Origin of the sequence: Colwellia sp., assembly GCF_013215345.1 — a bacterium.
Taxonomy (GTDB): domain Bacteria; phylum Pseudomonadota; class Gammaproteobacteria; order Enterobacterales; family Alteromonadaceae; genus Colwellia.
The window spans coordinates 1-23,090 of record NZ_JABSOV010000022.1 but is presented as its reverse complement, the minus strand read 5'-3'; the positions used below and the strand labels follow the sequence as shown (position 1 = coordinate 23,090).

Genomic DNA, 23,090 nt, shown 5'->3' with positions numbered 1-23,090 from the left:
ATGTTTAAAGAATCTCCAATTATACGTCGCGTCTCTCGCCAAATCATGGTCGGTAATGTCCCTGTTGGTGGTGATGCACCTATTACTGTGCAATCAATGACTAATACATCGACCACAGACGTTGCCGCAACAGTTGCACAAATCAAGGCATTGGAAGCTGTTGGGGCCGATATCGTCCGTGTAAGTGTACCAACCATGGATGCTGCAGAAGCGTTTCGTGAAATCAAAAAACAAGTCAATGTGCCTTTAGTGGCAGATATTCACTTTGATTACCGTATCGCCTTAAAAGTTGCCGAGTATGGCGCTGATTGTTTACGAATTAATCCGGGTAATATTGGCAATGAAAGTCGAATTCGCAGTGTGGTTGATAGTGCTAGGGATAATAATATCCCTATTCGTATCGGTGTTAATGGCGGCTCATTAGAGAAAGATATTCAAGAAAAGTATAAAGAGCCAACAGCTGAAGCACTGTTCGAGTCGGCTATGCGTCATGTTGATATTCTCGACAGGTTGAACTTCGATCAGTTTAAAGTCAGTGTCAAAGCATCGGATGTTTTTCTTGCGGTTGAGTCATATAAATTATTAGCTAAACAAATTGATAATCCATTACATTTAGGAATTACCGAAGCGGGCGGCTTACGTTCTGGTTCGGTAAAATCATCGGTAGGTTTGGGCATATTATTAGCACAAGGCATTGGTGATACCTTACGTATTTCATTGGCGGCAGACCCAATTGAAGAAATCAAAGTAGGCTTTGATATTTTAAAGTCATTGAAATTACGTAGTCGTGGTATTAATTTGATTGCTTGTCCAAGTTGCTCCCGTCAAGAGTTCGATGTGGTGTCAACGGTCAATGCCTTAGAGCAGCGTATTGAAGATATTATGACGCCGATGGATGTATCCATTATTGGCTGTATTGTTAATGGCCCAGGCGAAGCCATGGTGTCAGATCTTGGCTTAACCGGTAGCAGTAAAAAAAGTGGCTTTTATTTAGATGGCATACGTCAAAAAGAGCGCTTTGATAATAATAACCTGGTTGATCAACTTGAACAGCGCATCCGTGCTAAAGCACACGCGATAAATGAACGCCAAGATGAAAAGAATAAAATTGACTTTAAATCTGTCGATTAACTTCTGATATGAACCAACAAATAAAGCATAAGTTTATTAGCGCTCTGTTATTAGGTATACTGCGCGCTGCGCAAATTTAACACAGCACTTAATATATTAATTAAACGTAAGCGCTGATAGCTATGTCTAATATGGCAAGCCTCAGCTTTACCTAAGAATAAGAAAGAGAGACCCATCAGTGGCTAAACAAAAGGCTCTACAAGCAATTCGTGGTATGAACGATTGCCTTCCCAGTGAAACAAGTACTTGGCAAATGGTTGAAGCGGTACTGCGCCGCGTTGCCAGTAATTATGGTTTTGCTGAAATTCGCATGCCCATTGTTGAGTCAACCGCACTATTTAAACGCGGTATTGGTGAAGTCACCGATATTGTTGAAAAAGAAATGTACACTTTTGATGACCTTAATGGTGATAGCTTAACGCTACGTCCAGAAGGTACTGCGAGTTGTGTTCGCGCGGGTGTTCAACATGGCTTACTGTATAACCAAGAGCAGCGTCTTTGGTATATGGGACCTATGTTTCGCCACGAAAGACCACAAAAAGGTCGTTATCGCCAGTTTCACCAATTCGGCCTGGAAGCCTTTGGTATAGCGACTCCTGACATAGATGCTGAAATTATTTTACTGACAGCGCGTTTATGGAAGGAACTTGGCATCAATGAGTTTGTCACACTAGAGTTGAATTCATTAGGATCAAACGATGAGCGTGCTAATTATCGTGAAGCCTTGATTGCTTATTTAATTGAGCATGAAGAGTTACTTGATGATGACTCTAAACGTCGTATGCACACTAACCCGTTAAGAGTGTTAGACAGTAAGAACCCAAAAGTTCAAGAAGCATTGACTAATGCACCTAAGTTGTCTGATCATTTTGGTGAAGAAACGCAAGCGCATTTTGATACCTTATGTGCTCGATTAGATGCCGCAGGTGTTAACTACGTTTTAAATGAACGTCTAGTACGTGGTTTAGATTATTATAACCGCACCGTATTTGAATGGGTTACAACAACATTAGGCGCACAAGGTACTATTTGTGCTGGTGGCCGTTATGATGGTTTAGTTGAACAACTTGGTGGTAAAGCAACGCCAGCCTTTGGCTTTGCTTTAGGTATCGAACGTTTAGTGTTAATGCTAACGGAGTTAGATAAAGTTACTAATACTCGCGCACAAGTAGATGCCTATGTGGTTATCTTAGGTGATGATGCGCAAGTGATAGCAAACAAGTTAGCTGAACAATGGCGTGATCAAGTGCCAGATATTAGATTGCAGTGTCACTGTGGTGGTGGCAATATGAAAAAACAATTAAAGCGTGCCGATAAGTCTGGCGCACAAATAGCGTTAATACTGGGTGATGATGAAATTGCTCAAGAGCAAGTTATGGTGAAATACCTACGCGGTCAAAAAGAACAACAAAGCGTGGACTTTAATCAAGTTTCTAGCTTGTTAACTGAATTAATTTAAGGGCTTTAAGCCAAGGTGAAGTAGTGGAAATTTATCAAACGGAAGAACAACAAGTAGAAGCCATTAAAGGTTACTGGGCAAAAAATGGTATGACAATCAGTGCTGGTATCTTTTTAGGTTTCGCCGGTTTTATCGGTTTTAATTTTTATCAAGATAACCAGCTTGAGCAAGAGCTTGCTGTTTCAGACAGCTATCAAACGCTTATGGAACAAAGCGCTACTGACGCTAAAGCTTTTACTGAAAATGGCGAGAAGTTTATCAGTGAAAATGGTAACAATAGCTATGTGTCTTTAACGGCATTGGCGCTAGCAAAAGAGTCAGCGACCCATAAAGATTGGACGCAAGTTGAAAAACAGCTAACCACTGCGATAGAATCTGCGCCAACTGATGGTATTAAAGCCATTGCTAGCTTACGTCTAGCGCGAGTACAAGTGCAGCTTGAGCAATACTCACAAGCTTTTGCTACCTTAAATAACAATTTACCTGAAGCATTTACCGCAGCTATTGAAGAAATTAAAGGTGATGCGTATTTACAACAAGGTAAAAAAGACCTTGCTCGCAATGCCTATCAAACTGCGATTGCTGCTGACGGTATAGCGACCAGCCCAAGTTTACAAATTAAATTAGATGATTTAGCTCAAGTAATTACATTGCCTACTACTAAGAAAGTAGTAGCAGAGCCCGTAGTAACTGAGTCTGAAGATAAGTAACTTACCCGGTTATTTGGCACACTCATTTATTTTAGTTAAAAGGCAAACTATGCGTTATTTTGAACATAAAATTTTTAAGAACTTTAGTGCTAAAAAGGCACTAGCCATTGTCTTGTTGTCTGCAAGTTTACTGGCTTGTTCTTCAAATGATGATGAAGATCCTAGTACTAAAGTGGCAGAGCTTTCAGACTTAGAGAATGCTTTTGATGTCGAAGTATTATGGGATCGCAGTGTTGGTGATGGCGTTGATGATTATTTTTCACGGCTAAAACCTATCGTTGCGTACAACAAAGTTTATAGCGCTAGTCGTATGGGCGATGTGATTGCCTTTGATAAAGACAGTGGTAAAAAAGTGTGGCAAGCCGACTTAAGTGATATTAATAACGAACGTAGTTTTTGGGATAGCCGAATTTCTGCTAAAGTTGCTGGTGGCCCGACAGCCGGTCTTAATAAAATATTCTTAGGTACTGAAAGTGGTAAGGTTTATGCCTTAGATGCCGAGACTGGCGAGCTAGTTTGGCAAGCAAAGATTAAGGGTGAAGTGATAACTCAACCCGCGATAGACTCAGGTATCTTAGTGGTAAATTCTGCCTCAGGCCTAATTAAAGCTTTTGATGCCAGCACGGGTGAAGAGTTGTGGAAGGTTGAGCAAGATGTTCCGGCATTAACCTTACGTGGTATTAGTACGCCGGTAATAGCCTCTGGTGGTGTCTTGATTGGCTCAGGCAAGGGTGAACTTTCCGTTTACATCCTTGAGAAAGGCCAAGCAGGCTGGACTACCGAAGTAGGTGAAGCGACTGGTTCAACAGAATTAGAACGTGTTATTGATGTTGATTCTGCGCCGGTAGTTTTTGGTGATAAAATTTATGTAATCTCTGCGCGTGGCAACCTAGTTGCTATCGATTTAAAATCAGGTCGCATTTTATGGAAACGCCAATATTCATCATTTAGACAAATTTCTGTTTATCGAAATGATATTTATATTACCAATACCAGCGGTCACGTTTATGCACTTAATCGTATCAATGGTATTGAACGCTGGAGTAACATGGAGTTAACTAACCGAAGTGTTACCGGCCCAGCCGTAGTTGATAACTATATTGTTGTTGGTGATTTTGAAGGTTACTTACATTGGCTTGATCAAGAAACCGGTGAAATAGTTTCTCGTCATAAAGTTGATGGTAGTGGTATACATTCAACACCAACAGTGGTTGATGATGTTTTATATAGTCAATCTCGTGATGGTGATTTACAAGCTATCATCACACCAAAAATTGTCAGTGCTGCTCAATAAGTTGCACTGTTTTTAGCTACTTCTTTTTCGAAAGAAAGCAGCTAGAATGAATACCAATTCAATTAGGTTTTTTCTCACTCAGCGAGAATTAAAATCCTTATAGGCAAGGTATTGATTGAGAGTAATGGTAATTCCCTTATCTAAATCAATAACGTAGGGTATAAGGATTTTAAACTCGCCCTTGGGAGCTTGTTTGGAAAACGATAACTGCACAAATTTGTTTGATTTAGAATAACTAGACCATCACAAATTTTATTTGTTCTAGTTTTCAAAACATAGCTCTGAGCTGTGAATAAACTAATTTGATTTGGTATACTAACGGCTCCTATGCAAAGTGCATCCGGAGCCGTTGCTTGTTTTTAGCAATATCAACTTTAACTTAGTAGACTGAGCAGTCTTGCTTTTTATTCTTGATATTTAGTTTTTATATATTTCTGAAAAACCATGCATTACTCGCTTGTATGGTTATTTCTTTGAGGTGCTCATGCTTCCTGTAGTTGCTCTTGTTGGCCGTCCTAATGTAGGTAAATCAACGTTATTTAACCGTTTAACCCGTAGTCGTAATGCACTTGTTGCCGATTACCCTGGTCTAACTCGCGATCGTCAATATGGTCAAGCTGAAGTAGAAGAACATCCATTTATTGTTATTGATACCGGCGGTATTAATGGTGATGAAAAAGGCATTGACGTAAAGATGGCTGAGCAGTCGCTATTGGCAATTGAAGAAGCCGATGCGGTACTGTTTTTAGTTGATGCTCGTGATGGCTTAACCGCAGCTGATCATGGTATTGCTGATCATTTACGTAAGCAAAATAAAAAAATATTCGTCGTTGCTAATAAAATTGACGGTATTCATGGCGATTCAGCTGTTGCCGAATTCTATTCTTTAGGTTTAGGTGAACATGTTCATCAAATTGCTGCTGCCCACGGTCGTGGTGTTACGCAACTGTTAACGCTTGCCTTAACCCCGCATATCGAAGCTTTGGCTAACCCAGTTGAGCCTAAAGAAGAAGGTGAAGAGAATGATGAATTTTCTGATGAAGTAGAGGTTGAACTAACAGAAGAAGAGCTGGCTAAAAAGCTTGAAGATGAGCCTAAAGAAAATGACAAAATTAAATTAGCTATCATTGGTCGTCCTAATGTAGGTAAATCAACACTAACTAACCGTATTCTGGGTGAAGAACGTGTTGTTGTTTATGATATGCCAGGTACTACACGTGATAGTGTTTATATTCCAATGGAGCGTAATGGCCGCGAATATACCTTAATTGATACTGCGGGTATTCGTCGTCGTAAAAATGTTACTGACGTGGTAGAAAAATACTCGGTGATTAAAACCTTACGTGCCATTGAAGATGCTAACGTTTGTCTACTTATTATTGATGCGCAAGAAGGTATTAGTGATCAAGATTTAAGCTTACTGGGCTTTATTCTTGAAGCAGGACGTTCTTTAGTTTTAGCGGTAAATAAATGGGATGGCTTAGAGGATCATGAAAAAGATCGTATTAAGACAGAGCTTGATAGACGTTTAGGCTTTATCGACTTTGCCCGTATACATTTTATTTCTGCATTACACGGTACCGGTGTTGGTCACTTGTATGAATCAGTGGAAGAAGCATTTGTTTCAGCAACAAAACGTATTTCTACCGCTATGGTAACTAAAATACTTGATATGGCGGTTTTTGATCACCAACCACCAATGCACCAAGGGCGTCGTATTAAACTTAAATATGCCCATGCAGGTGGTTATAACCCACCTATTATTATCGTTCATGGTAACTTGGCGAAGAAATTGCCAATGTCTTATAAACGTTATTTAATGAACTACTATCGTAAGTCGTTAAAAATGATGGGTACACCTATTCGTATTCAGTTTAAAGACACCTTGAATCCATTTGCCGGTAAGAAAAAGTTAACCTATACCCAGCAAAAGAAAATTGCTCGATTAACACAAGGTTATAAAAAAGATTAACGTTTGTTGCAACTTACTGTGCTTACAGTAAGTTGCAATTTCTGTTTTATTTAATTAAGGTTATAGATACGTTCCACGTTTGATCTTATTGAAAAATATGGCAGGACAAGCAATTTTAACCAATCCAAAAAAACCTTCTGTGCGTAATTTAGCTTATCTAAAAGCGGGTGCGCCTATCACTATTGATATCTGTACCCCTGCAGGTCAAAAAAGAAAGTTCCATACCTTTTATATTGGTTACTTACCTAAGAAGTATGTACTAATTGAATATCCCGATGCGACCAAATTAGGTGCGTTTTCTCAATATATTTCTCAAGGCACAGTGATCACTGTCCGTGGCCTTATTGAAGGTCGTGATGGCGCTGCGGTGGCTTTTATTAGCAGCGTTAGACAAACCTTGCAAATACCCTCACGTATTATGGTGTTAGATATCCCTAATACCGTGACCTTACAACAATTACGTTCCTCTGTGCGTATTGATACCCACATTTACGCTAAAGTAAAAATTGATGACGTTTACTGGCAAACAACCATGACTAACGTATCGGTTGATGGTGGCCAGCTAGATATTATCAATGGCGAACAGTTGGTTTTGGCAGAAGATAAAGTTATCGATATTGTGGTGGAAACAGGTGAAGGGGAAAATAATATTAAACTCAACGCCACCATTTGCAATATTAAACAGCAAATTGATGGTCTCTCTTTTGGGGTTAAGTTTAATAAAGTGAGTAAGCAACAAGTTATTGAATTGCTTTATCAAGCGCTAGCACATGATTACTAGTCTACTTATATTGCCTTACTGCTAAAGAAAAATACTTATCAGAGAGTAAATTTATATTACCCGCGCATGAATACTGCCATCACTTAATTGCACGCTAATCTCTTCATCCTTGCTAACCTGAGCAACTTTAGTGATAACGGTATTGCTGTTATTACGAGTAACACTGTAACCTCTAGCTATCGTTGCTAGCGGGCTGACAAGTTGTAATTGCTCAATCAAGTGGACAAAACTTTCACTTTTATGCTGTAAAGTGTTTTGCATCGCTTGGCTAATTCTCTGCATATTCTGCTGAGTTTTTTCTTGTTGTGCTTGAATCATTTTTTCTGGTGATTGCTGTAAAAGACGTTGACTAAGCTGAGCAGGCTTAGCTTGGCACTGGACAATATTACGCTTCATCGCTTGTTTTAAACGTAAGGCCAATTCATCGGCTTTTTGTTGCTGTATTTGTAACTGTTGTTCAGGGTGGACTTGCGATAATCTGTGTTGTAAATAATTTCTTTCATTGCCTAATTGGGCAAGTTTTACTTGCTGAGCTTTTAGCAAACGCTGTTTAAGCATTACTACTCGGTTAAGCAACTCACTACTATCGCTTGATACTAACTCCGCTGCTGCAGAGGGGGTAGCGGCGCGTAAGTCAGCGACATAATCACTTAGTGTGGTATCAATTTCATGACCAACGGCGCTAATCACTGGCAGATTGCTTTGATAGATAGCGCGAACAACACTTTCTTCATTAAACGGCCATAAATCTTCTAAAGAGCCACCACCTCGACCAACAATGAGTACATCACATTCTTGACGACTATTGGCTCGCTCAATGGCATGGCAAATATCACCTTGCGCATAGTCACCTTGTACCAAAGCGGGATAGATAATAGCTTTGATATTTGGATTACGACGTTTAAGTACCGTTAAAATGTCTTTCACCGCAGCACCGGTAGGGGAAGTAACAATACCAACACAATTGATATGTGTCGGTATTTCTTTTTTATGGCTTAAATCAAATAAGCCTTGTGCGTTGAGTTTGTTTTTTAATTGTTCGAATTGCTGACGCAGCATACCGGCACCAGCATCTTCCATATGTTCAATAATCAACTGGAAGTCACCACGGGGCTCATATAAAGACACTTTAGCGCGCACAAGCACTTGTTGGCCATTACTCGGTTTTGCTCCTGTGCCTAAACGTACACGTCTATTACTGCCTTTAAACATGGCACACTTAACTTGCGACTTGGCATCTTTCAATGATAAATACCAATGACCTGAACTAGCGGCAATAAAATTGGATACTTCACCGGTTAACCAAACCGTATTTAGCTCACTTTCTAGAATAAAGCGTACTTTTTTAGTTAATTCGCTTATTTGTAATATATGCTGTTGGCTCATAATGCAGAGGTAATCGTGGTTTTGTGTAGGCAGATAGCTAGCTAGTATATCAAGTCTACTAAGATAATGCCGAACTGATAATCGCTAATGTCATAAGCATATCTTGCTAGTGTTTAGTGCCTTTCATTCAAATATTATGGTTTATTGTAATACGGTTGATTTGTTGACACCTCTGTCAATAATTAGCTGTTAGGACATTAATCCAAATTATATTCTTATAAATAAAGTATTTCGGCACTATTATTGCCTTGTTTTTGAGTGAGTTGATAAAAGTTTAAAAAATAGGTTTACCTAAAACAAGAAAACGGTTAAAATTCTGCCGCAATATTCACTCCCTAACCAACCTTTTTAGAGAGATGTTGCGATGCTAAGAATTGCCCAAGAAGCTTTAACTTTTGATGACGTATTACTTGTACCTGCTCATTCAAAAGTACTCCCACACACGGCTGATTTAAAAACTAAATTAACCCGTAAAATTAATTTAAACGTACCGATGATTTCTGCGTCTATGGACACAGTGACAGAAGCGCGTCTAGCGATCACGTTAGCGCAAGAAGGTGGTTTAGGTTTCATTCATAAAAACATGACCATTGCTGAACAAGCGCAAAATGTTTCTCAAGTGAAGAAGTATGAAAGTGGCATAGTTTCAGATCCTGTAACCGTAGATAGCACATTTACTATTGAACAGGTCATGCACAAAGCTGATAACCTAGGTTTCTCAGGTTTCCCTGTTGTTGATGATAATAACAATTTAGTTGGTATCATCACTGGACGTGACTTACGTTTTGAAACAGACTTAAGCAAACCAGTCTCTTCACTAATGACAGTAAAAGAAAACCTAGTAACAGTTAAAGAAGGTGCGGCTCGCGAAGAAATTTTAGGTTTAATGCACAGTAACCGTATTGAGAAAATCTTAGTGGTTGATGATGCGTTTAAACTTGTGGGTCTTATTACTGCAAAAGATTACCAAAAAGCCGAAGACAAGCCTGACGCCTGTAAAGACGAATTAGGTCGTTTACGTGTTGGTGCTGCTGTAGGTGTTGGCGCAGGTACTGATGAGCGCATTGACGCTCTAGTGGCTGCGGGAGTTGATGTTTTATTAATTGATACTTCACACGGTCATTCACAAGGTGTATTAGATAGAGTTAAAGAAGCACGTAATAAATATCCTGATTTGCAAATTATTGCTGGCAATGTAGCGACAGCATCGGGCGCAAAAGCCATGGCTGATGCCGGTGTTGATGCCGTTAAAGTTGGAATCGGCCCAGGGTCAATTTGTACTACGCGTATTGTTACTGGTGTGGGTGTGCCACAATTAACGGCTATTTCAAATGCTGTTGAAGGCTTGAAAGGCACAGGTATTCCAGTGATTGCTGATGGCGGTATTCGTTTCTCGGGTGATATTGCTAAAGCCCTAGTTGCTGGCGCGCACTGCGTTATGGTTGGTAGCATGTTAGCTGGTACTGAAGAGGCACCAGGTGAAGTTGAGCTTTATCAAGGTCGTTACTACAAGTCTTATCGCGGTATGGGCTCTTTAGGCGCTATGGCGCAAAAAGATGGTTCAAGTGATAGATACTTCCAAAAAGCTGAAGGCGAAGCAGACAAATTAGTACCAGAAGGTATTGAAGGTCGTGTTGCTTATAAAGGCCCTGTAGCGGCAATTATTCATCAACAAATGGGTGGTTTACGTTCGTCAATGGGTTTGACTGGCTGTAAAGATATTGAAACCATGCGCACCAAACCTGAGTTTATGAAAATTACCTCAGCAGGTATGGGTGAGTCACACGTACATGACGTAACCATCACCAAAGAAGCTCCTAATTACCGTACAGGTTAGTCGAATGGCTTATTTCTTTGCTAGTTAATCACAATAGCAGCATCAGAAGTACTCACTGACTAGCGTCAGCTCCGTGCTTCTTCTTTGCTCTAGTGCTAACTAGCTTCGAACTAAACTATTGTTGCTTTCTAAATAATAGAAAGTAAAAGAATTTTTGTCAGGCTGAACTATTAGTAAATTAGTTCAGCCTGTTTATTTATATATCGCTCTAAATCAATGAGCCGCTAAAGTAGGAAAACAACCATGAGTAAAAACATTCATGATCACCGCATACTAATATTAGATTTTGGTTCACAGTACACTCAACTTATCGCACGTCGCGTACGTGAGATTGGTGTTTACTGTGAACTTTGGTCGTGGGACGTAACTGAAGAGCAAATTAAAGGTTTTAACCCAACGGGTATCATCCTTGCTGGTGGTCCAGAGTCAGTAACTGAAGCTAACTCTCCTCGTGCACCTGAATATGTATATACCGCGGGCGTACCAGTATTAGGTATTTGTTACGGCATGCAAACCATGGCTGAGCAACTTGGCGGTGGCGTTGAAAGCTCGAGTCATAAAGAATTTGGTTATGCTGCTGTTGAGTTAATTGCCCAATCTGCGTTATTCAACAAAGTTGAAGACAGCGTTGGTGATAATGGTAATGCCTTACTAGACGTTTGGATGAGTCACGGCGATAAAGTTTCTGCAATTCCTGAAGGCTTTGTTACTGTTGCAAAAACAGCAAGTTGTGCTTTTGGCGCAATGGCCAATGAAGAGAAGAAATTTTACGGGGTACAATTCCACCCTGAAGTTACGCACACAAAACAAGGTTTACGCATTTTAGAAAACTTTGTTGTAGATATCTGTAAATGTGAAAAACTTTGGACTTCAGCGTCAATTATTGATGATGCTATTGCCAAGATGAAAGCACAAGTAGGTGACGATGAAGTTATCCTTGGTCTTTCTGGTGGTGTTGATTCATCTGTTGTTGCCATGTTATTACAGCGCGCTATCGGTGATAAACTGACTTGTGTATTTGTTGATAACGGTTTGCTTCGTTTAGATGAAGGCAAGCAAGTAATGGATATGTTTGGTGATCATTTTGGTCTTAAAATTATTCATGTTCAGGCTGAAGACAGATTCTTAGATCGTTTAGCCGATGAAAGCGATCCAGAGAAAAAACGTAAAATCATTGGTAACGTTTTTGTTGAAGTATTTGAAGAAGAATCAAAGAAACTTGAAAATGCTAAGTGGTTAGCACAAGGTACTATTTACCCTGATGTGATTGAGTCAGCGGCTTCTGCTACTGGTAAAGCACATGTGATTAAATCTCACCATAACGTTGGTGGTTTACCTGAGCATATGGAAATGGGTCTAGTTGAACCATTACGTGAGTTATTCAAAGATGAAGTACGTAAAATTGGTCTAGAGCTAGGTTTACCGTACGACATGCTTTACCGTCACCCGTTCCCTGGACCTGGTTTAGGTGTACGTATTTTAGGTGAAGTTAAAAAAGAATATGCTGACTTATTACGTCGCGCCGATGCTATTTTCATTGAAGAATTACACAACCACGACTTATACAAAAAAGTAAGCCAGGCATTTACCGTATTTTTACCGGTAAAATCTGTAGGTGTGATGGGCGATCAGCGTAAATACGATTGGGTTGTTTCTTTACGTTGTGTTGAAACTATCGACTTTATGACCGCTCGTTGGTCACATTTACCGTATGATTTCCTAGGCTTGGTTTCTAATCGTATTATCAATGAAGTGGATGGTATCTCCCGCGTAGTTTACGATATCTCAGGAAAACCACCAGCGACTATCGAATGGGAGTAGCTTTTTTGTAAGCTTGTTATAACACTCAACTTCAGCGTTGGAAGTACTCACCTATAGTCATAGGCTCCGTACTACCGCCTTGAATTTGAATGTTCTACCTATGCTTTCAATTAAAGCTCTGCATATAGAATTTAATTTAAACCTCACTGTTGAAAAACACTGAGGTTTTATTTTTACGCACAAGGAATAGCTCTAACTAGTTGGGATTTTAGCAAAGCGTTTGAGTGTTTTATTTTTGAGGTTATGTTCAGGATGAACGGTATGTCGCGATGGCATGGATGCCAAGGAGAGACGATGACTATAGTGATGCCTTTACTTATAGAAAGTAAACATGAAAACAATGCCGATAAAATATCTACTAGGACGAGCAGAAATTATAATGACTATTACTAGATTAGAAACTAAGCAAAGAATGAGTAGAATTGTTAAACATAACGGTACTATTTACTTATGTGGTCAAGTGGCGGCTGATGCCACTAAAGATATCACCGAACAAACCCAAACCATGCTTGATAAAGTTGATGCACTGTTAATACAAGCAGGAAGTGATCGAGCACACATCTTATCGGCAACTATTTATGTTAAAGACATGAGCTATTTCGCTGATATGAATGCGGTATGGGATGCTTGGCTACCAGAAGGTCATGCACCAGCACGCGCTTGTGTTGCGGCTAAAATGGCGCGAGAAGCATTATTGGTTGAAATATCAGTGGTTGCTGCGGAAATATAAAGAAAATTTCTGCTAATTGTTCATACCAAACAAACATGCTAATTTAACTCTCTCATTAAATTAGCATGTTCAATGCTTTTAAAATTTATAAGACAAGTTAATAAGGACATCTAGTGTCAGACCAAGGATTTACTTCACAAAAACTTAATTTAACGCTCGCCCTATGCGCAATTTTAATTTCTATTGCTTCATTTTATGCGACTTACTTGCAAGCGAATGCGGCAGAAAAACAAGTAAAAGCAATGACATTACCTTTATTACAATTCGGTACTGGTAATGTTAACAATGAGACTAAAGAATCGGTACTTGAATTTAGCATTACCAATAATGGCGTTGGCCCAGCATTACTTAAAAGCTCAAACTTCCGTTATAAAGAGCAAGATTATCAGCGATTTTCACAATTTTTGGATGCGTGCTGTCAAGTGGAATACAAAAAATTTAAGCAGAATAAACCGAAAGCGCATCTTAAGTTAGGTAGTGAAATAACCAGCTCAATACATAACAGAATTTTACCAGCTCAAGAAGAGCATATCTTTTATCGATTATATAATGGTGAGTTAAGTTCTGAACTTTGGCAAAAACTTAACGATGAACGTTCTCATTTATCTGTGGAAATGTGTTATTGCTCCTTGCTAGATGAGTGTTATCTAACTAAAGCTAGGGGGTTAGTCGTGCCTATTGAAGCCTGCCCAGTACAATAGCTATAAAGGTTAAGCTTCTTCATTTTCTTTACAACCAATAAAACTATGGTTGTGTTTATTTACAGTATACGTAGTGTTCTTTAAGTGGAAATTAAATGATCAGTCTCTACAGTTTTGGTTCAAGTTTTGGTGTCATGGATGCCAGTCCATTTGTAGTGAAAGTAGATGCTTTTTTAAAGATGGCCAAGCTACCTTATGAAGTTGTTTCCGGGGCGCATAATTTAAAAAAATCCCCGAAAGGTAAATTACCTTTCATATCAATTCAACAGCAAACAGAAGAAATAGTTGTTGCTGACTCACAGCATATCATTGAGCATTTAACGCAAAACTACTCGGTTACCCTTGACGATTTCTTAACGAAAGAGCAGCGTGCACAAGCTTATTTGTTAACCAAATCACTCGATGAAAACCTTTATTGGTGTTTAGTATATTCTCGCTGGGTACTAGCAGAGACTTGGCCACTTGCTAATAAAGCATTTTTTGGTAGGATGCCGTTGCCTTTACGTTGGTTTGTCCCTAGCTTAGTTAGAAAGTCAGTAATTAAAAAATTACATGCTCATGGTATGGGCCGACACAGTCAGGTTGAAATATTAACAATAGCTGATAAAAGCTTTAACGCTTTATCTGTTTTACTGGCTGAACAAGATTATTTTTATGGTGCGCAGCCAAGCTCTTTTGATGCGGTTGCTTATTCAATTTTATGTCAGTTTATCTCTGCTAACTGTGACAATGTCTTTAATAGTAAAGCCAGAAGTTACCCTAATTTAGTCCGTTACTGTCAGCGGATAGAACAAGAATTTTATTAACGGAGTAAGTTCTTTGAAACTTTCCAACCAATACCATCAATTGGGTAAAAGCTTTTCACAGCAAACCCTGCCTTCACCTGTAGCTCAACCGGTATTATTACTGTGGAATGAGCCTTTAGCAAAATCACTGTCAATAAACTATTCAAGCCAAGAAGATAATGAACAGCTCGCACAATACTTCTCAGGTAATCAATTAATTGACGGCAGTACGCCGATTGCGCAAGCTTATTCGGGTCACCAGTTTGGCCACTTTAATCCACAACTTGGTGATGGTCGTGCGCATTTATTAGGTGACATTACGGATAAACAAGGTCAGTCTTGGGATGTACAATTAAAAGGCTCTGGTACTAGTTTCTTTTCTCGCCAAGGTGATGGTCGCTGCGCACTAGGGCCAGCGCTACGTGAATATATGATGAGTGAAGCTATGTTCGCCTTAGGTGTGCCAACTACCCGTTGCTTAGCCGTGGTTGCTACCGGAGAGGCGGTATATCGAGAGCGTCCATTACCTGGCGCTGTTGTTACCCGCATTGCTACTAGTCATATTCGGGTTGGCACTTTTCAATACTTTGCAGCCCGCAAAGATATTGAATCACTTAAAAAGCTGACTAGCTTTGCCATAGGTCGTCACTTTCCTCAACTTAAAGCTGGTGAAGGTGAAGCACTATCTGGCGAGCAAGTAGTTGATTTTTTTACCGCGGTACTCAACAAACAAGTTCCTTTAGTTGTCTCATGGTTACGTGTTGGTTTTATCCATGGGGTAATGAATACTGATAATACAGCCATATCAGGTGAAACCATTGATTACGGCCCTTGTGCCATGATGAACCATTATCACAGCGATACCGTCTTTAGCTCTATTGATAGAAATGCGCGTTATGCTTTTGGTAACCAAAGCAAAATAATACAATGGAATATGGCGCGACTTGCTGATTGTTTATTACCGTTAATTGATGAGGATGAGGACATAGCCTTAGCCAAAATCACACCATTGTTACAGAAATTTGCCAATGATTTACAGTATCGTTATTTTGAAATGATGGTGAATAAGTTAGGCATCAGTGAATTGGCCGATGGTGATATTGACTTGGTTAATGATTTACTAGCGATCATGGCAGAGATGAAATTAGATTATACCCAGTCTTTTGTCACCTTAGCTGCTAACTTAAATCAAGCCGAAGTAAATAACGTGCTTGCTATGAAAGCTGTTCAGCAAAGTACCCAAGACGGTGTCGATGATGAAGCCGAGCAAGACAAGTGGCAGCAATGGCTTAAACGTTGGTATGTAAGAATCGCCGCAGATGTTAGTGGCGCTAAAGACTTGATGGCAAAAACTAACCCGTTAGTGATCCCAAGAAATCATCATGTTGAAGCTATTTTAGCGTCGAGCCAAACTTCTTATCAAGAAAATGCTGACTTATCAGATTTAAATAATTTTCTAGCAGTCGTACAGCAACCTTATACACAATTAGATAATACTCACAATTATCAAGATGCGCCTAGTGATGGTGATGAGAACTATCATACTTTTTGTGGAACTTAACCAGCTTTAAGCCTACAAACCTAATAACACCTTTAACTTATCAGCACCAGCGCGACTGGTGCTGAGTTCTGTTTTATCCTCATCATCCATGATCACCATTAACTTGCCATTAAACCAACGCTGAATTTCTTTAATTCTATCGACATTAATTAAGTAGCTTCTATGAATACGAACAAACTCTGCTGGCGCTAATGATTGCTCTAAGACGTCGAGTTTTTCTGATAAATAATGATGCTCTTTACCATCCCAAGCTAAGCAATTACCTTGAGATGATTTGATAAATAGTAAGTCACTTGGTGATAATATGGTCATACGCTCCCCATTTTTACTGACCAAGCGTTTAATCGGTGCGTTATTATTGAGTATATAATTCTGTTCTTGTTGGCTTTTCTCTATAGGTAATCCGGCCAAAAACTGTTTTTTTGCTTTATCTAAAGCAGCTTTTAACCGTCCCAGAGGGAAGGGTTTTAACAGATAATCAGTAGATGACTGTTCAAAGGCTTGTATGGCAAATTGATCATAAGCAGTGGTAAAAATGATCAGCGGTTTATAATCAAGTAAACTTAATAATTCCATGCCGCTAATTTCAGGCATTTGAATATCCAGTAACACTAAATCAGGTTTTTGGACATTAATTAGCGCTACAGCTTCCTTACCTGTGGTGGCAAAGCCAACCACATCAATATCTGCAATAAGACTTAACTGATGGGCGAGTTTATCTCTGGCTGGTTTTTCATCGTCAGCAAAAATAACGCGCATTTTATCTGGCATTTCCTTAACCGTTAACTTATTCATAGCGCCATCTCCACCAGCACCGTCGCACCTGTTTTGTCTGCAGAGGCTTTGTCACTAGTGCCATTGCTTAAACTTACTTTACCCTGTGGTAACTGCTGCATGCGTTGTTGCAAGTTTTTCATACCAATGCCCTTACCATAACCTTTGGTTATCACTGCTTCACTAAAACCAGAGCCGTTATCACTAATTGATATTCTTAATATTTCATCTTTACGCTTAGCTATTTTTTCTACTTTAATAGTGATTGTCAGCTGGGTTTTTTGAGCATTATGTTTAACCGCATTTTCAACAATGGGTTGTAAAATAAGTGGCGGTACTTGCGTATTGAGCAACTCAGCTGGAATATCTAAGTTAACGGTAAGTCTGTCACCAAAGCGCGCTTTTTCGATATTCAAATACTTATCTATAATGGCTATTTCTTGTTGCAGAGAAACACTATTCGCTTCGCCGGTATCTAATGAATAGCGAAGAATATCTGCTAGTTCATGCAATACTTCATCAGCTAAATCAGGGTTAGAGTGAATGTAAGCCGAAATGGTATTTAAGCTATTGAACATAAAGTGTGGATTTAATTGATACCTCAATGTTTGTAGCTGTGCTTGTTTTCGTGCCTGTTTTTCTTGTAATATTTTGCCTCTACTCTCAATATAACGGCTAATAAAATATATAGGTATTCCCCAAGTAATACCGCCAAAGAAGACAAAGTTGCCCATAGAAGCATAACTATCAAAGGTAAAAAGCAGCAGCTGGTTGGTTATTGCCAGGCCAAGCGACATTGAAAGCACAGCAACGAAACACTCGAGCAAGACATTATGAAATCCCCTTAGCCTTATTGAGAATATTAGCAAAGCTGCTAGCCATACTGGTAACCAATAAAAGCAAACAAACCATATGCTGGTTGCTAAAAGTGTATTTAATGAGATAGAGGTGACGTCAAACACTATCAAACCTGCAGTAAAGGTTAGATCAACCAGCAGTAAGATAAAAAAGCTATATTTGAAAAAAGGTTGTCGTAACATGAAGTGCTCTATTTTGTATATTTATTGATGAAAAGTTAGTGATAGATAGTCATAGGGAAAGATCTGATAAAGATATCTAAAGAATTGATTTAGATATCTTTCTATCTCCTTAATAAGCATTGTTAGCTTAGCAAATTAAAAATAGCTTATGTTACTTATTTGTAACATGTTTTTGTTGCTCGCCAATTGCTGTCCCGACATAGTGCGCCACACTAAACTCAAACCCGCTAAGCTTTTTGCCGACCAATCTTTCTGGCTGCCAAAGCCAAATTGCTGCAACTGAGTAAAGGGGACTTCCACTGTTGTCCAAGTCTCACTTGGCTGTAGGGTGGCAGAAAAGTGGTCCCAGTCTTGTACCTCACTATGATAAACAGAAATGCCAAATGGAACTTTAGATCCTTGGTAAGTTATTTTTACTCCTTTATATTGAGAAGCGTCAACGGGAGTCTCAAACATAACTTGCATACCAGCCCAAGCGCCAAAACCACCAGGTTTTCCTAACTGGGTATCAATAGAAAGTACTTTTTCTTGCAAAGCTAGCTTTGCTGTCGATTGTCCACCCATCATGGTATCGCTAATTACTTGCCACTTAATTTCGCTATCAAAGCTATCAATAATTTTGTCTGCTGATGTAGTTATAACGGCTGTGGCGTTACATTTTTCGCCAAGCAGGGTTATCTTTTTGTTTTGAGCAATAAGATCTTTTCTATCAACCTTGTTACCTGACTTATACACTGCTTGGATATTACTTATCTGGCTAATGTCGTTGAGCGGGTTTTGTTCTAGTAAAATAAAACTTGCTTGAAACCCAGGTTTTAATTGACCTAGTTCTGGAGCATTAATTATTCTTGCCGCATCAATTGTGGCCGCGTTAATTACTTGTGCGTTTGTTAATCCAGATTGACTCAGAGCTTGTAGTTCATTATGCAGACCGCTGCCATGTAAAGTATAAGGGTTGCCTGCATCAGAGCCTGTACCAATTGTAATACCTGCTTGGGCAAGTAAGTTGATATTCTTGTATGCCAGTTGTCTTTTTTGCCAAGCAATATCTTTCCATTTTGATGGCTCAGGTACTTTATCAAATAAGCAGTGTTGCAATTTATCTGGCACTGTCGCTAACAAGGTTGTGTTGCTGCTAATCTGCTGGAGTTCATGCTCGGCGCTGTGATTTTGATAAACCGCTAACGTGGGTATGTAAGCAACCTTATGTTTAACCATTAAGACGATAAACTCCTCATCAATGGCTTCAGTATTGATACCATGGGCTAAGGCAGTAGCGCCTGATTTAATTGCTCTTTTGCCATCGGCTAAGGTCGATACATGGACAAAGTAAGGCAGTCCAGCCGCTTTTGAACGTCGGCCAATTTCGGTTAGTTGCTTGTCGGTTAATGAGTCGCCATGACCACCAAAGGTTTCAATAACCGCTTTGGTTAGATGAGGCTTGCGCGCCATATGTTGTTGCCATAAACCATCAATAGCCGCAAAATTAGTGACTTCTAAAGCACTACCTCCAAATTGTGTGCCATGGCCACCAGGGTTGGTAAATAATACCCCGGCATAGAATAAGTTTGGTGAGGTTTTATAAGTAGTTAAATGTTTTGCCGCGTTAAGGGTAATATCAAATGAAAACAAGTCGACAATACTGGTGACACCTAAATATAAGTTCGAATTAAAATGAGCGTCAACGGGTAAGTATTGAAACTCTTTACCGTAGTTGCTGCCAGATGCACCAAGGTGAACATGTAAATCAATTAATCCGGGCAGGGCGAAACTATTATGAGCATCAACAACCTTATCTGCGTTTTTAACGGTTTTTTTGTTTTTTGCTGTATTAGTGGTTATTTCAATAATCTTGCCATCCTCAATATACAAAGTACTTGGCTGGCTAAAGGCGCTTTTCTCCGCTTGGTATAAACGAACATTGTCTATGCGTAAATCGATGGCTTGGACACTTAGGCTACTAATACAGCTAAGGCTAGCCAATAGACTTGTTATTGTTAGTGATAATTTTTTCATTCGTTAATCCCTATATCTTGATTATTATTCTGTGTTATATGCGCAGTCATATGTGCTATATCGCTGCAGCACTTTCATGTTGATGGGATAAATTTAACGCGTTAGCAGGGGCATGTCGGTCTACTTTCTTTGAACTGACATTATTTGCCAGTGAATCGACATTTAAACCTAGCAAGTTTATTTTTAAGGGGAGAGTTAAGTCTTTTTGATGGCAAGAGTTAAGTATTTTCGCCTTAGCCAAGGTATGATGAACAGATGAATATATGACTACCTTTAATGTGATAATACCCATGACCAACCCTACATTCGGCCAGCAAGCTCCACCAATGACTCAGCAAGTCAGACAAATTAGCGAATTAACGCCATTACTCAAAAAAAGCTTTGGTTTTGATGGCTTTCGCCCAGGACAAGAACAAACCATTTCGCAATTATTAAATGGTCAATCGTCTTTAGCCATTTTTCCAACAGGCTCAGGTAAGTCCTTGTGTTATCAATTAACAGCGTTGCATTTACCGCATTTAACCTTAGTGGTATCACCATTATTAGCCTTGATGAAAGATCAACTAGCCTTTCTTGCTAGCAAAGGCATTAAAGCAGCAAGCATTGATTCGACCCTAAAAGGCAATGAAGCGCAAACCGTGATGGCGGGTGTGCGTGATGGTGATATTAAAGTCTTGATGGTGTCAGTCGAGCGTTTCAAAAATGAAAGGTTCAGACAGTTTATAGAATCGGTACCTGTGTCTATGTTAGTGGTTGATGAAGCGCATTGTATCTCTGAGTGGGGTCATAACTTTAGACCCGATTATTTAAAACTACCGAGTTATTGCCAAGCGTTAAAAATTCCCTTGGTATTATTACTTACCGCCACGGCTACGCGTAAAGTAAAAATGGACATGGCCGGTAAGTTTGCTATTCGAGACGAACATATAGTGCAAACGGGCTTTTACCGCGCCAATCTTGATTTAACTGTCTTGCCTGTGACTGAGTATCATAAAAATAAGCAACTTGAGCAAATAATTAATCAGCAACAAGGCCCAGGTATTGTTTATGTGACCTTGCAACATAGTGCTGAAAAGGTTGCGCAATATTTATCGCAACAAGGCATTAATGCTTGTGCTTATCATGCTGGTTTTGATAGTGATACTCGCAGTCAGATTCAACAAGACTTTATGGCGGGTAAAATTCAAGTGATTGTCGCCACTATTGCCTTTGGTATGGGCATAGATAAAAGTGATATCCGCTTTGTTATTCATTACGACTTGCCAAAATCTATTGAAAATTACAGTCAAGAAATCGGCCGAGCAGGGCGAGATGGACTACCTGCCCAATGTTTTACCCTAGCAAATCTTGATGGTTTAAATACGGTAGAAAACTTTGTTTATGGTGATACCCCAGAGTATGCCGGTATTGAAATGCTTCTTAACAGTATCAAAGACGAAGTAATATCGACTGCTTATGACAGTAAGTGGGAATTGCAGATTTTACAATTATCTAATGCTGTCAATATCAAACAGTTGCCATTAAAAACCTTATTGGTACAGCTAGAACTCGCTGGCGTCATTGAACCTTTATATGCCTATTTCGCCGATTTTAAAATAAAACTGTTAAAGCCAAAAGATGAAATACTTAATAGCTTTAATGAGCAACGCAAAGATTTTCTTCAGCGTATTTTTAACGCCACAGAGTTTAAAAAAATATGGGGTAGTTTAAATTTTGATACATTATTGCAAGATAAAACTATCGAGCGTAATCGCGTTATTGCCGCCCTTGAATACCTGCAAGAGCAACAACTGATAGTACTGGAAACTAAAGGTATGACTGAGGTATTTAAAATAAACCTTAATGAGTTAGCTGACCCTAGCTTATGCCAAACCTTAAGTGACTACTTTAAAGAAAATGAAGAGAAAGAAATAAAGCGTATCGCTACCTTAGTACGCTTCTTTCAACTTGATACTTGTTTAACAGTAAATCTAGCACGCTATTTCGATGACCATAGCCTAGATACGGATGCCTCTCGTGAATCAGGCTCAGTGCCACAATGTGGTCATTGCAGTGTTTGTCGCGGGCAAGTGGCGGTGCTTGCGCGCTCTCAAGAAAATACGCCATGGCCGAGTGATGAGGCATTAAAACAAGGAATGACTGAATTAGCTGAGCGACTATCGGGCAAGATAAACCAACCTTTATCCTTAGAAAGTTACTGCCGATTTTTTGCTGGTATGACAGTGCCATTATTTGGTCGTAATAAAGTCAGACAGTTATCAGCTTTTGGCTTATGTGAAAAACAGCGTTATCAAGCTATTCGTGATAAGTTGGCGAGTTTAAGTGATTAAATAGCGATATTCATTTATTGAGAAATAAATACCGATAAATATGTATCGCGAAATAAATCACCTGTAAGTAGATATATAAAAAAGTGGCTAATAATAGCCACTTTTTTATAACCGTATTTGAGCGGTAAGTATTTAACGGTAAATGTTTCACAGTAGGTATCTAACAGTAAAGCAGTAGCAATGTTTAATTAGCTAACATTGCTACTATCAGAGGCTACTATTGTGCTGGTGTAGCTCTGCAACGATCATAAGAACAAATATTTTTCATTGCTCTAACATCACGTGAATTAATAACACCATCATTATTTAGGTCAAATGACAAGTGAAGCTCTTCACCGCGACGAATAGCCATAGCAAAAGCGCGAATATCATTTCTATCCACATCGCCATCACCATCCATATCGCCAGTTATAACAACAGGGTCAGTACCAAAAAGAGCATTAGTAATTTCATAGTCATTACTGGTGTCTTTTTCTGTCATCACGGCCACACCTGCACAATTACCACTTTCATCAGTAATAGCTGCACGACGATTACCAAACCATTTCCATGTTGAGGCACTGTCGTAAGTATCACCTTTGGCTAATGTGGTAAAACCAAAGTTCTCACTTAGCTCACCAGTAACATTATCTACACGATAAACTCGTACAGTATGATCGCTATTATTAACAAATGAGAAGTCACTTTCAAAAGGTCCAACTAAATGCGGCGCTTTTAACGCACAACTACCAATAACATTTGCAGTAGGGATAACTTCTGGGG

The 23,090-nt window shown here is 39.3% G+C and carries 18 protein-coding genes and 1 pseudogene; 13 read left to right on the top strand and 6 right to left on the bottom strand.

All coding sequences use genetic code 11. The features are described 5' to 3' along the window. The 6 genes from ispG (at position 1) to HRT50_RS04855 (ending at position 7,347) form a co-directional block, all read left to right on the top strand. A complete protein-coding gene (gene ispG, locus HRT50_RS04880; protein WP_291611921.1) occupies positions 1–1,131 on the top strand; it encodes a flavodoxin-dependent (E)-4-hydroxy-3-methylbut-2-enyl-diphosphate synthase in 1,131 nt (376 codons plus the stop codon). 178 nt (positions 1,132–1,309) lie between these two features. Continuing rightward, entirely contained in the window at positions 1,310–2,590 is a 1,281-nt protein-coding gene (gene hisS / locus HRT50_RS04875; RefSeq protein ID WP_291611919.1) for a histidine--tRNA ligase, read from the top strand. A 23-nt stretch (positions 2,591–2,613) separates the two neighbouring features. Continuing rightward, complete coding sequence (locus HRT50_RS04870) at positions 2,614–3,300, top strand: tetratricopeptide repeat protein (RefSeq protein WP_291611917.1); 687 nt, start codon at positions 2,614–2,616, stop codon at positions 3,298–3,300. A gap of 49 nt (positions 3,301–3,349) precedes the next feature. Then, positions 3,350–4,594, top strand: a complete 1,245-nt coding sequence (bamB, locus tag HRT50_RS04865) for an outer membrane protein assembly factor BamB (RefSeq protein WP_291611914.1) — start codon at positions 3,350–3,352, stop codon at positions 4,592–4,594. A gap of 484 nt (positions 4,595–5,078) precedes the next feature. Continuing rightward, positions 5,079–6,566, top strand: coding sequence for a ribosome biogenesis GTPase Der (gene der / locus HRT50_RS04860; RefSeq protein WP_291611912.1), 1,488 nt, complete (start codon positions 5,079–5,081; stop codon positions 6,564–6,566). 97 nt (positions 6,567–6,663) lie between these two features. Then, complete coding sequence (locus tag HRT50_RS04855) at positions 6,664–7,347, top strand: PilZ domain-containing protein (RefSeq protein WP_291611910.1); 684 nt, start codon at positions 6,664–6,666, stop codon at positions 7,345–7,347. A 51-nt stretch (positions 7,348–7,398) separates the two neighbouring features. On the opposite strand, the gene xseA is transcribed toward HRT50_RS04855, so the two are convergent. Further along, complete coding sequence (gene xseA / locus HRT50_RS04850) at positions 7,399–8,733, bottom strand: exodeoxyribonuclease VII large subunit (protein WP_291611908.1); 1,335 nt, start codon at positions 8,731–8,733, stop codon at positions 7,399–7,401. A gap of 364 nt (positions 8,734–9,097) precedes the next feature. Here xseA and guaB point away from each other — a divergent pair, with 364 nt between their 5' ends. From guaB to HRT50_RS04820, 6 genes are all read left to right on the top strand, one after another. After that, complete coding sequence (guaB, locus tag HRT50_RS04845) at positions 9,098–10,570, top strand: IMP dehydrogenase (protein ID WP_291611905.1); 1,473 nt, start codon at positions 9,098–9,100, stop codon at positions 10,568–10,570. Positions 10,571–10,813: 243 nt separating this feature from the next. Continuing rightward, entirely contained in the window at positions 10,814–12,391 is a 1,578-nt protein-coding gene (gene guaA, locus HRT50_RS04840; RefSeq protein WP_291611904.1) for a glutamine-hydrolyzing GMP synthase, read from the top strand. 379 nt (positions 12,392–12,770) lie between these two features. After that, entirely contained in the window at positions 12,771–13,121 is a 351-nt protein-coding gene (locus HRT50_RS04835; RefSeq protein WP_291611902.1) for a RidA family protein, read from the top strand. A 113-nt stretch (positions 13,122–13,234) separates the two neighbouring features. After that, entirely contained in the window at positions 13,235–13,822 is a 588-nt protein-coding gene (locus tag HRT50_RS04830; protein WP_291611900.1) for a hypothetical protein, read from the top strand. Between the two features lie 95 nt (positions 13,823–13,917). Next, positions 13,918–14,628, top strand: a complete 711-nt coding sequence (locus HRT50_RS04825) for a glutathione S-transferase family protein (protein ID WP_291611898.1) — start codon at positions 13,918–13,920, stop codon at positions 14,626–14,628. 13 nt (positions 14,629–14,641) lie between these two features. After that, positions 14,642–16,168, top strand: coding sequence for a protein adenylyltransferase SelO family protein (locus HRT50_RS04820; RefSeq protein ID WP_291611897.1), 1,527 nt, complete (start codon positions 14,642–14,644; stop codon positions 16,166–16,168). 12 nt (positions 16,169–16,180) lie between these two features. Here HRT50_RS04820 and HRT50_RS04815 read toward each other — a convergent pair whose 3' ends face one another. The 4 genes from HRT50_RS04815 to HRT50_RS04800 form a co-directional block, all read right to left on the bottom strand. Next, positions 16,181–16,963: a LytTR family DNA-binding domain-containing protein gene (locus HRT50_RS04815; RefSeq protein WP_291611894.1), complete on the bottom strand. Its 783-nt coding sequence runs from the start codon at positions 16,961–16,963 to the stop codon at positions 16,181–16,183. Continuing rightward, the gene (locus tag HRT50_RS04810) at positions 16,960–17,982 is read right to left on the bottom strand and encodes a sensor histidine kinase (RefSeq protein WP_291611892.1); all 1,023 of its coding nucleotides are present in this window, start codon (positions 17,980–17,982) and stop codon (positions 16,960–16,962) included. The genes HRT50_RS04815 and HRT50_RS04810 overlap by 4 nt, the downstream gene beginning before the upstream one ends. Positions 17,983–18,117: 135 nt before the next feature. Then, the gene (locus HRT50_RS04805) at positions 18,118–19,998 is read right to left on the bottom strand and encodes a CIA30 family protein (RefSeq protein ID WP_291611890.1); all 1,881 of its coding nucleotides are present in this window, start codon (positions 19,996–19,998) and stop codon (positions 18,118–18,120) included. A gap of 55 nt (positions 19,999–20,053) precedes the next feature. Continuing rightward, the gene (locus HRT50_RS04800; RefSeq protein WP_291611888.1) at positions 20,054–20,290 is read right to left on the bottom strand and encodes a hypothetical protein; all 237 of its coding nucleotides are present in this window, start codon (positions 20,288–20,290) and stop codon (positions 20,054–20,056) included. A 34-nt stretch (positions 20,291–20,324) separates the two neighbouring features. Here HRT50_RS04800 and HRT50_RS04795 point away from each other — a divergent pair, with 34 nt between their 5' ends. Continuing rightward, positions 20,325–22,328 carry an ATP-dependent DNA helicase RecQ gene (locus HRT50_RS04795; RefSeq protein WP_291611961.1) on the top strand — a complete coding sequence of 668 codons (2,004 nt, stop codon included), beginning with the start codon at positions 20,325–20,327 and terminating at the stop codon, positions 22,326–22,328. Between the two features lie 217 nt (positions 22,329–22,545). Here the strand turns inward: HRT50_RS04795 and HRT50_RS04790 are convergent. Beyond that, positions 22,546–23,090: pseudogene (locus HRT50_RS04790) on the bottom strand (hypothetical protein); the annotation flags it as partial.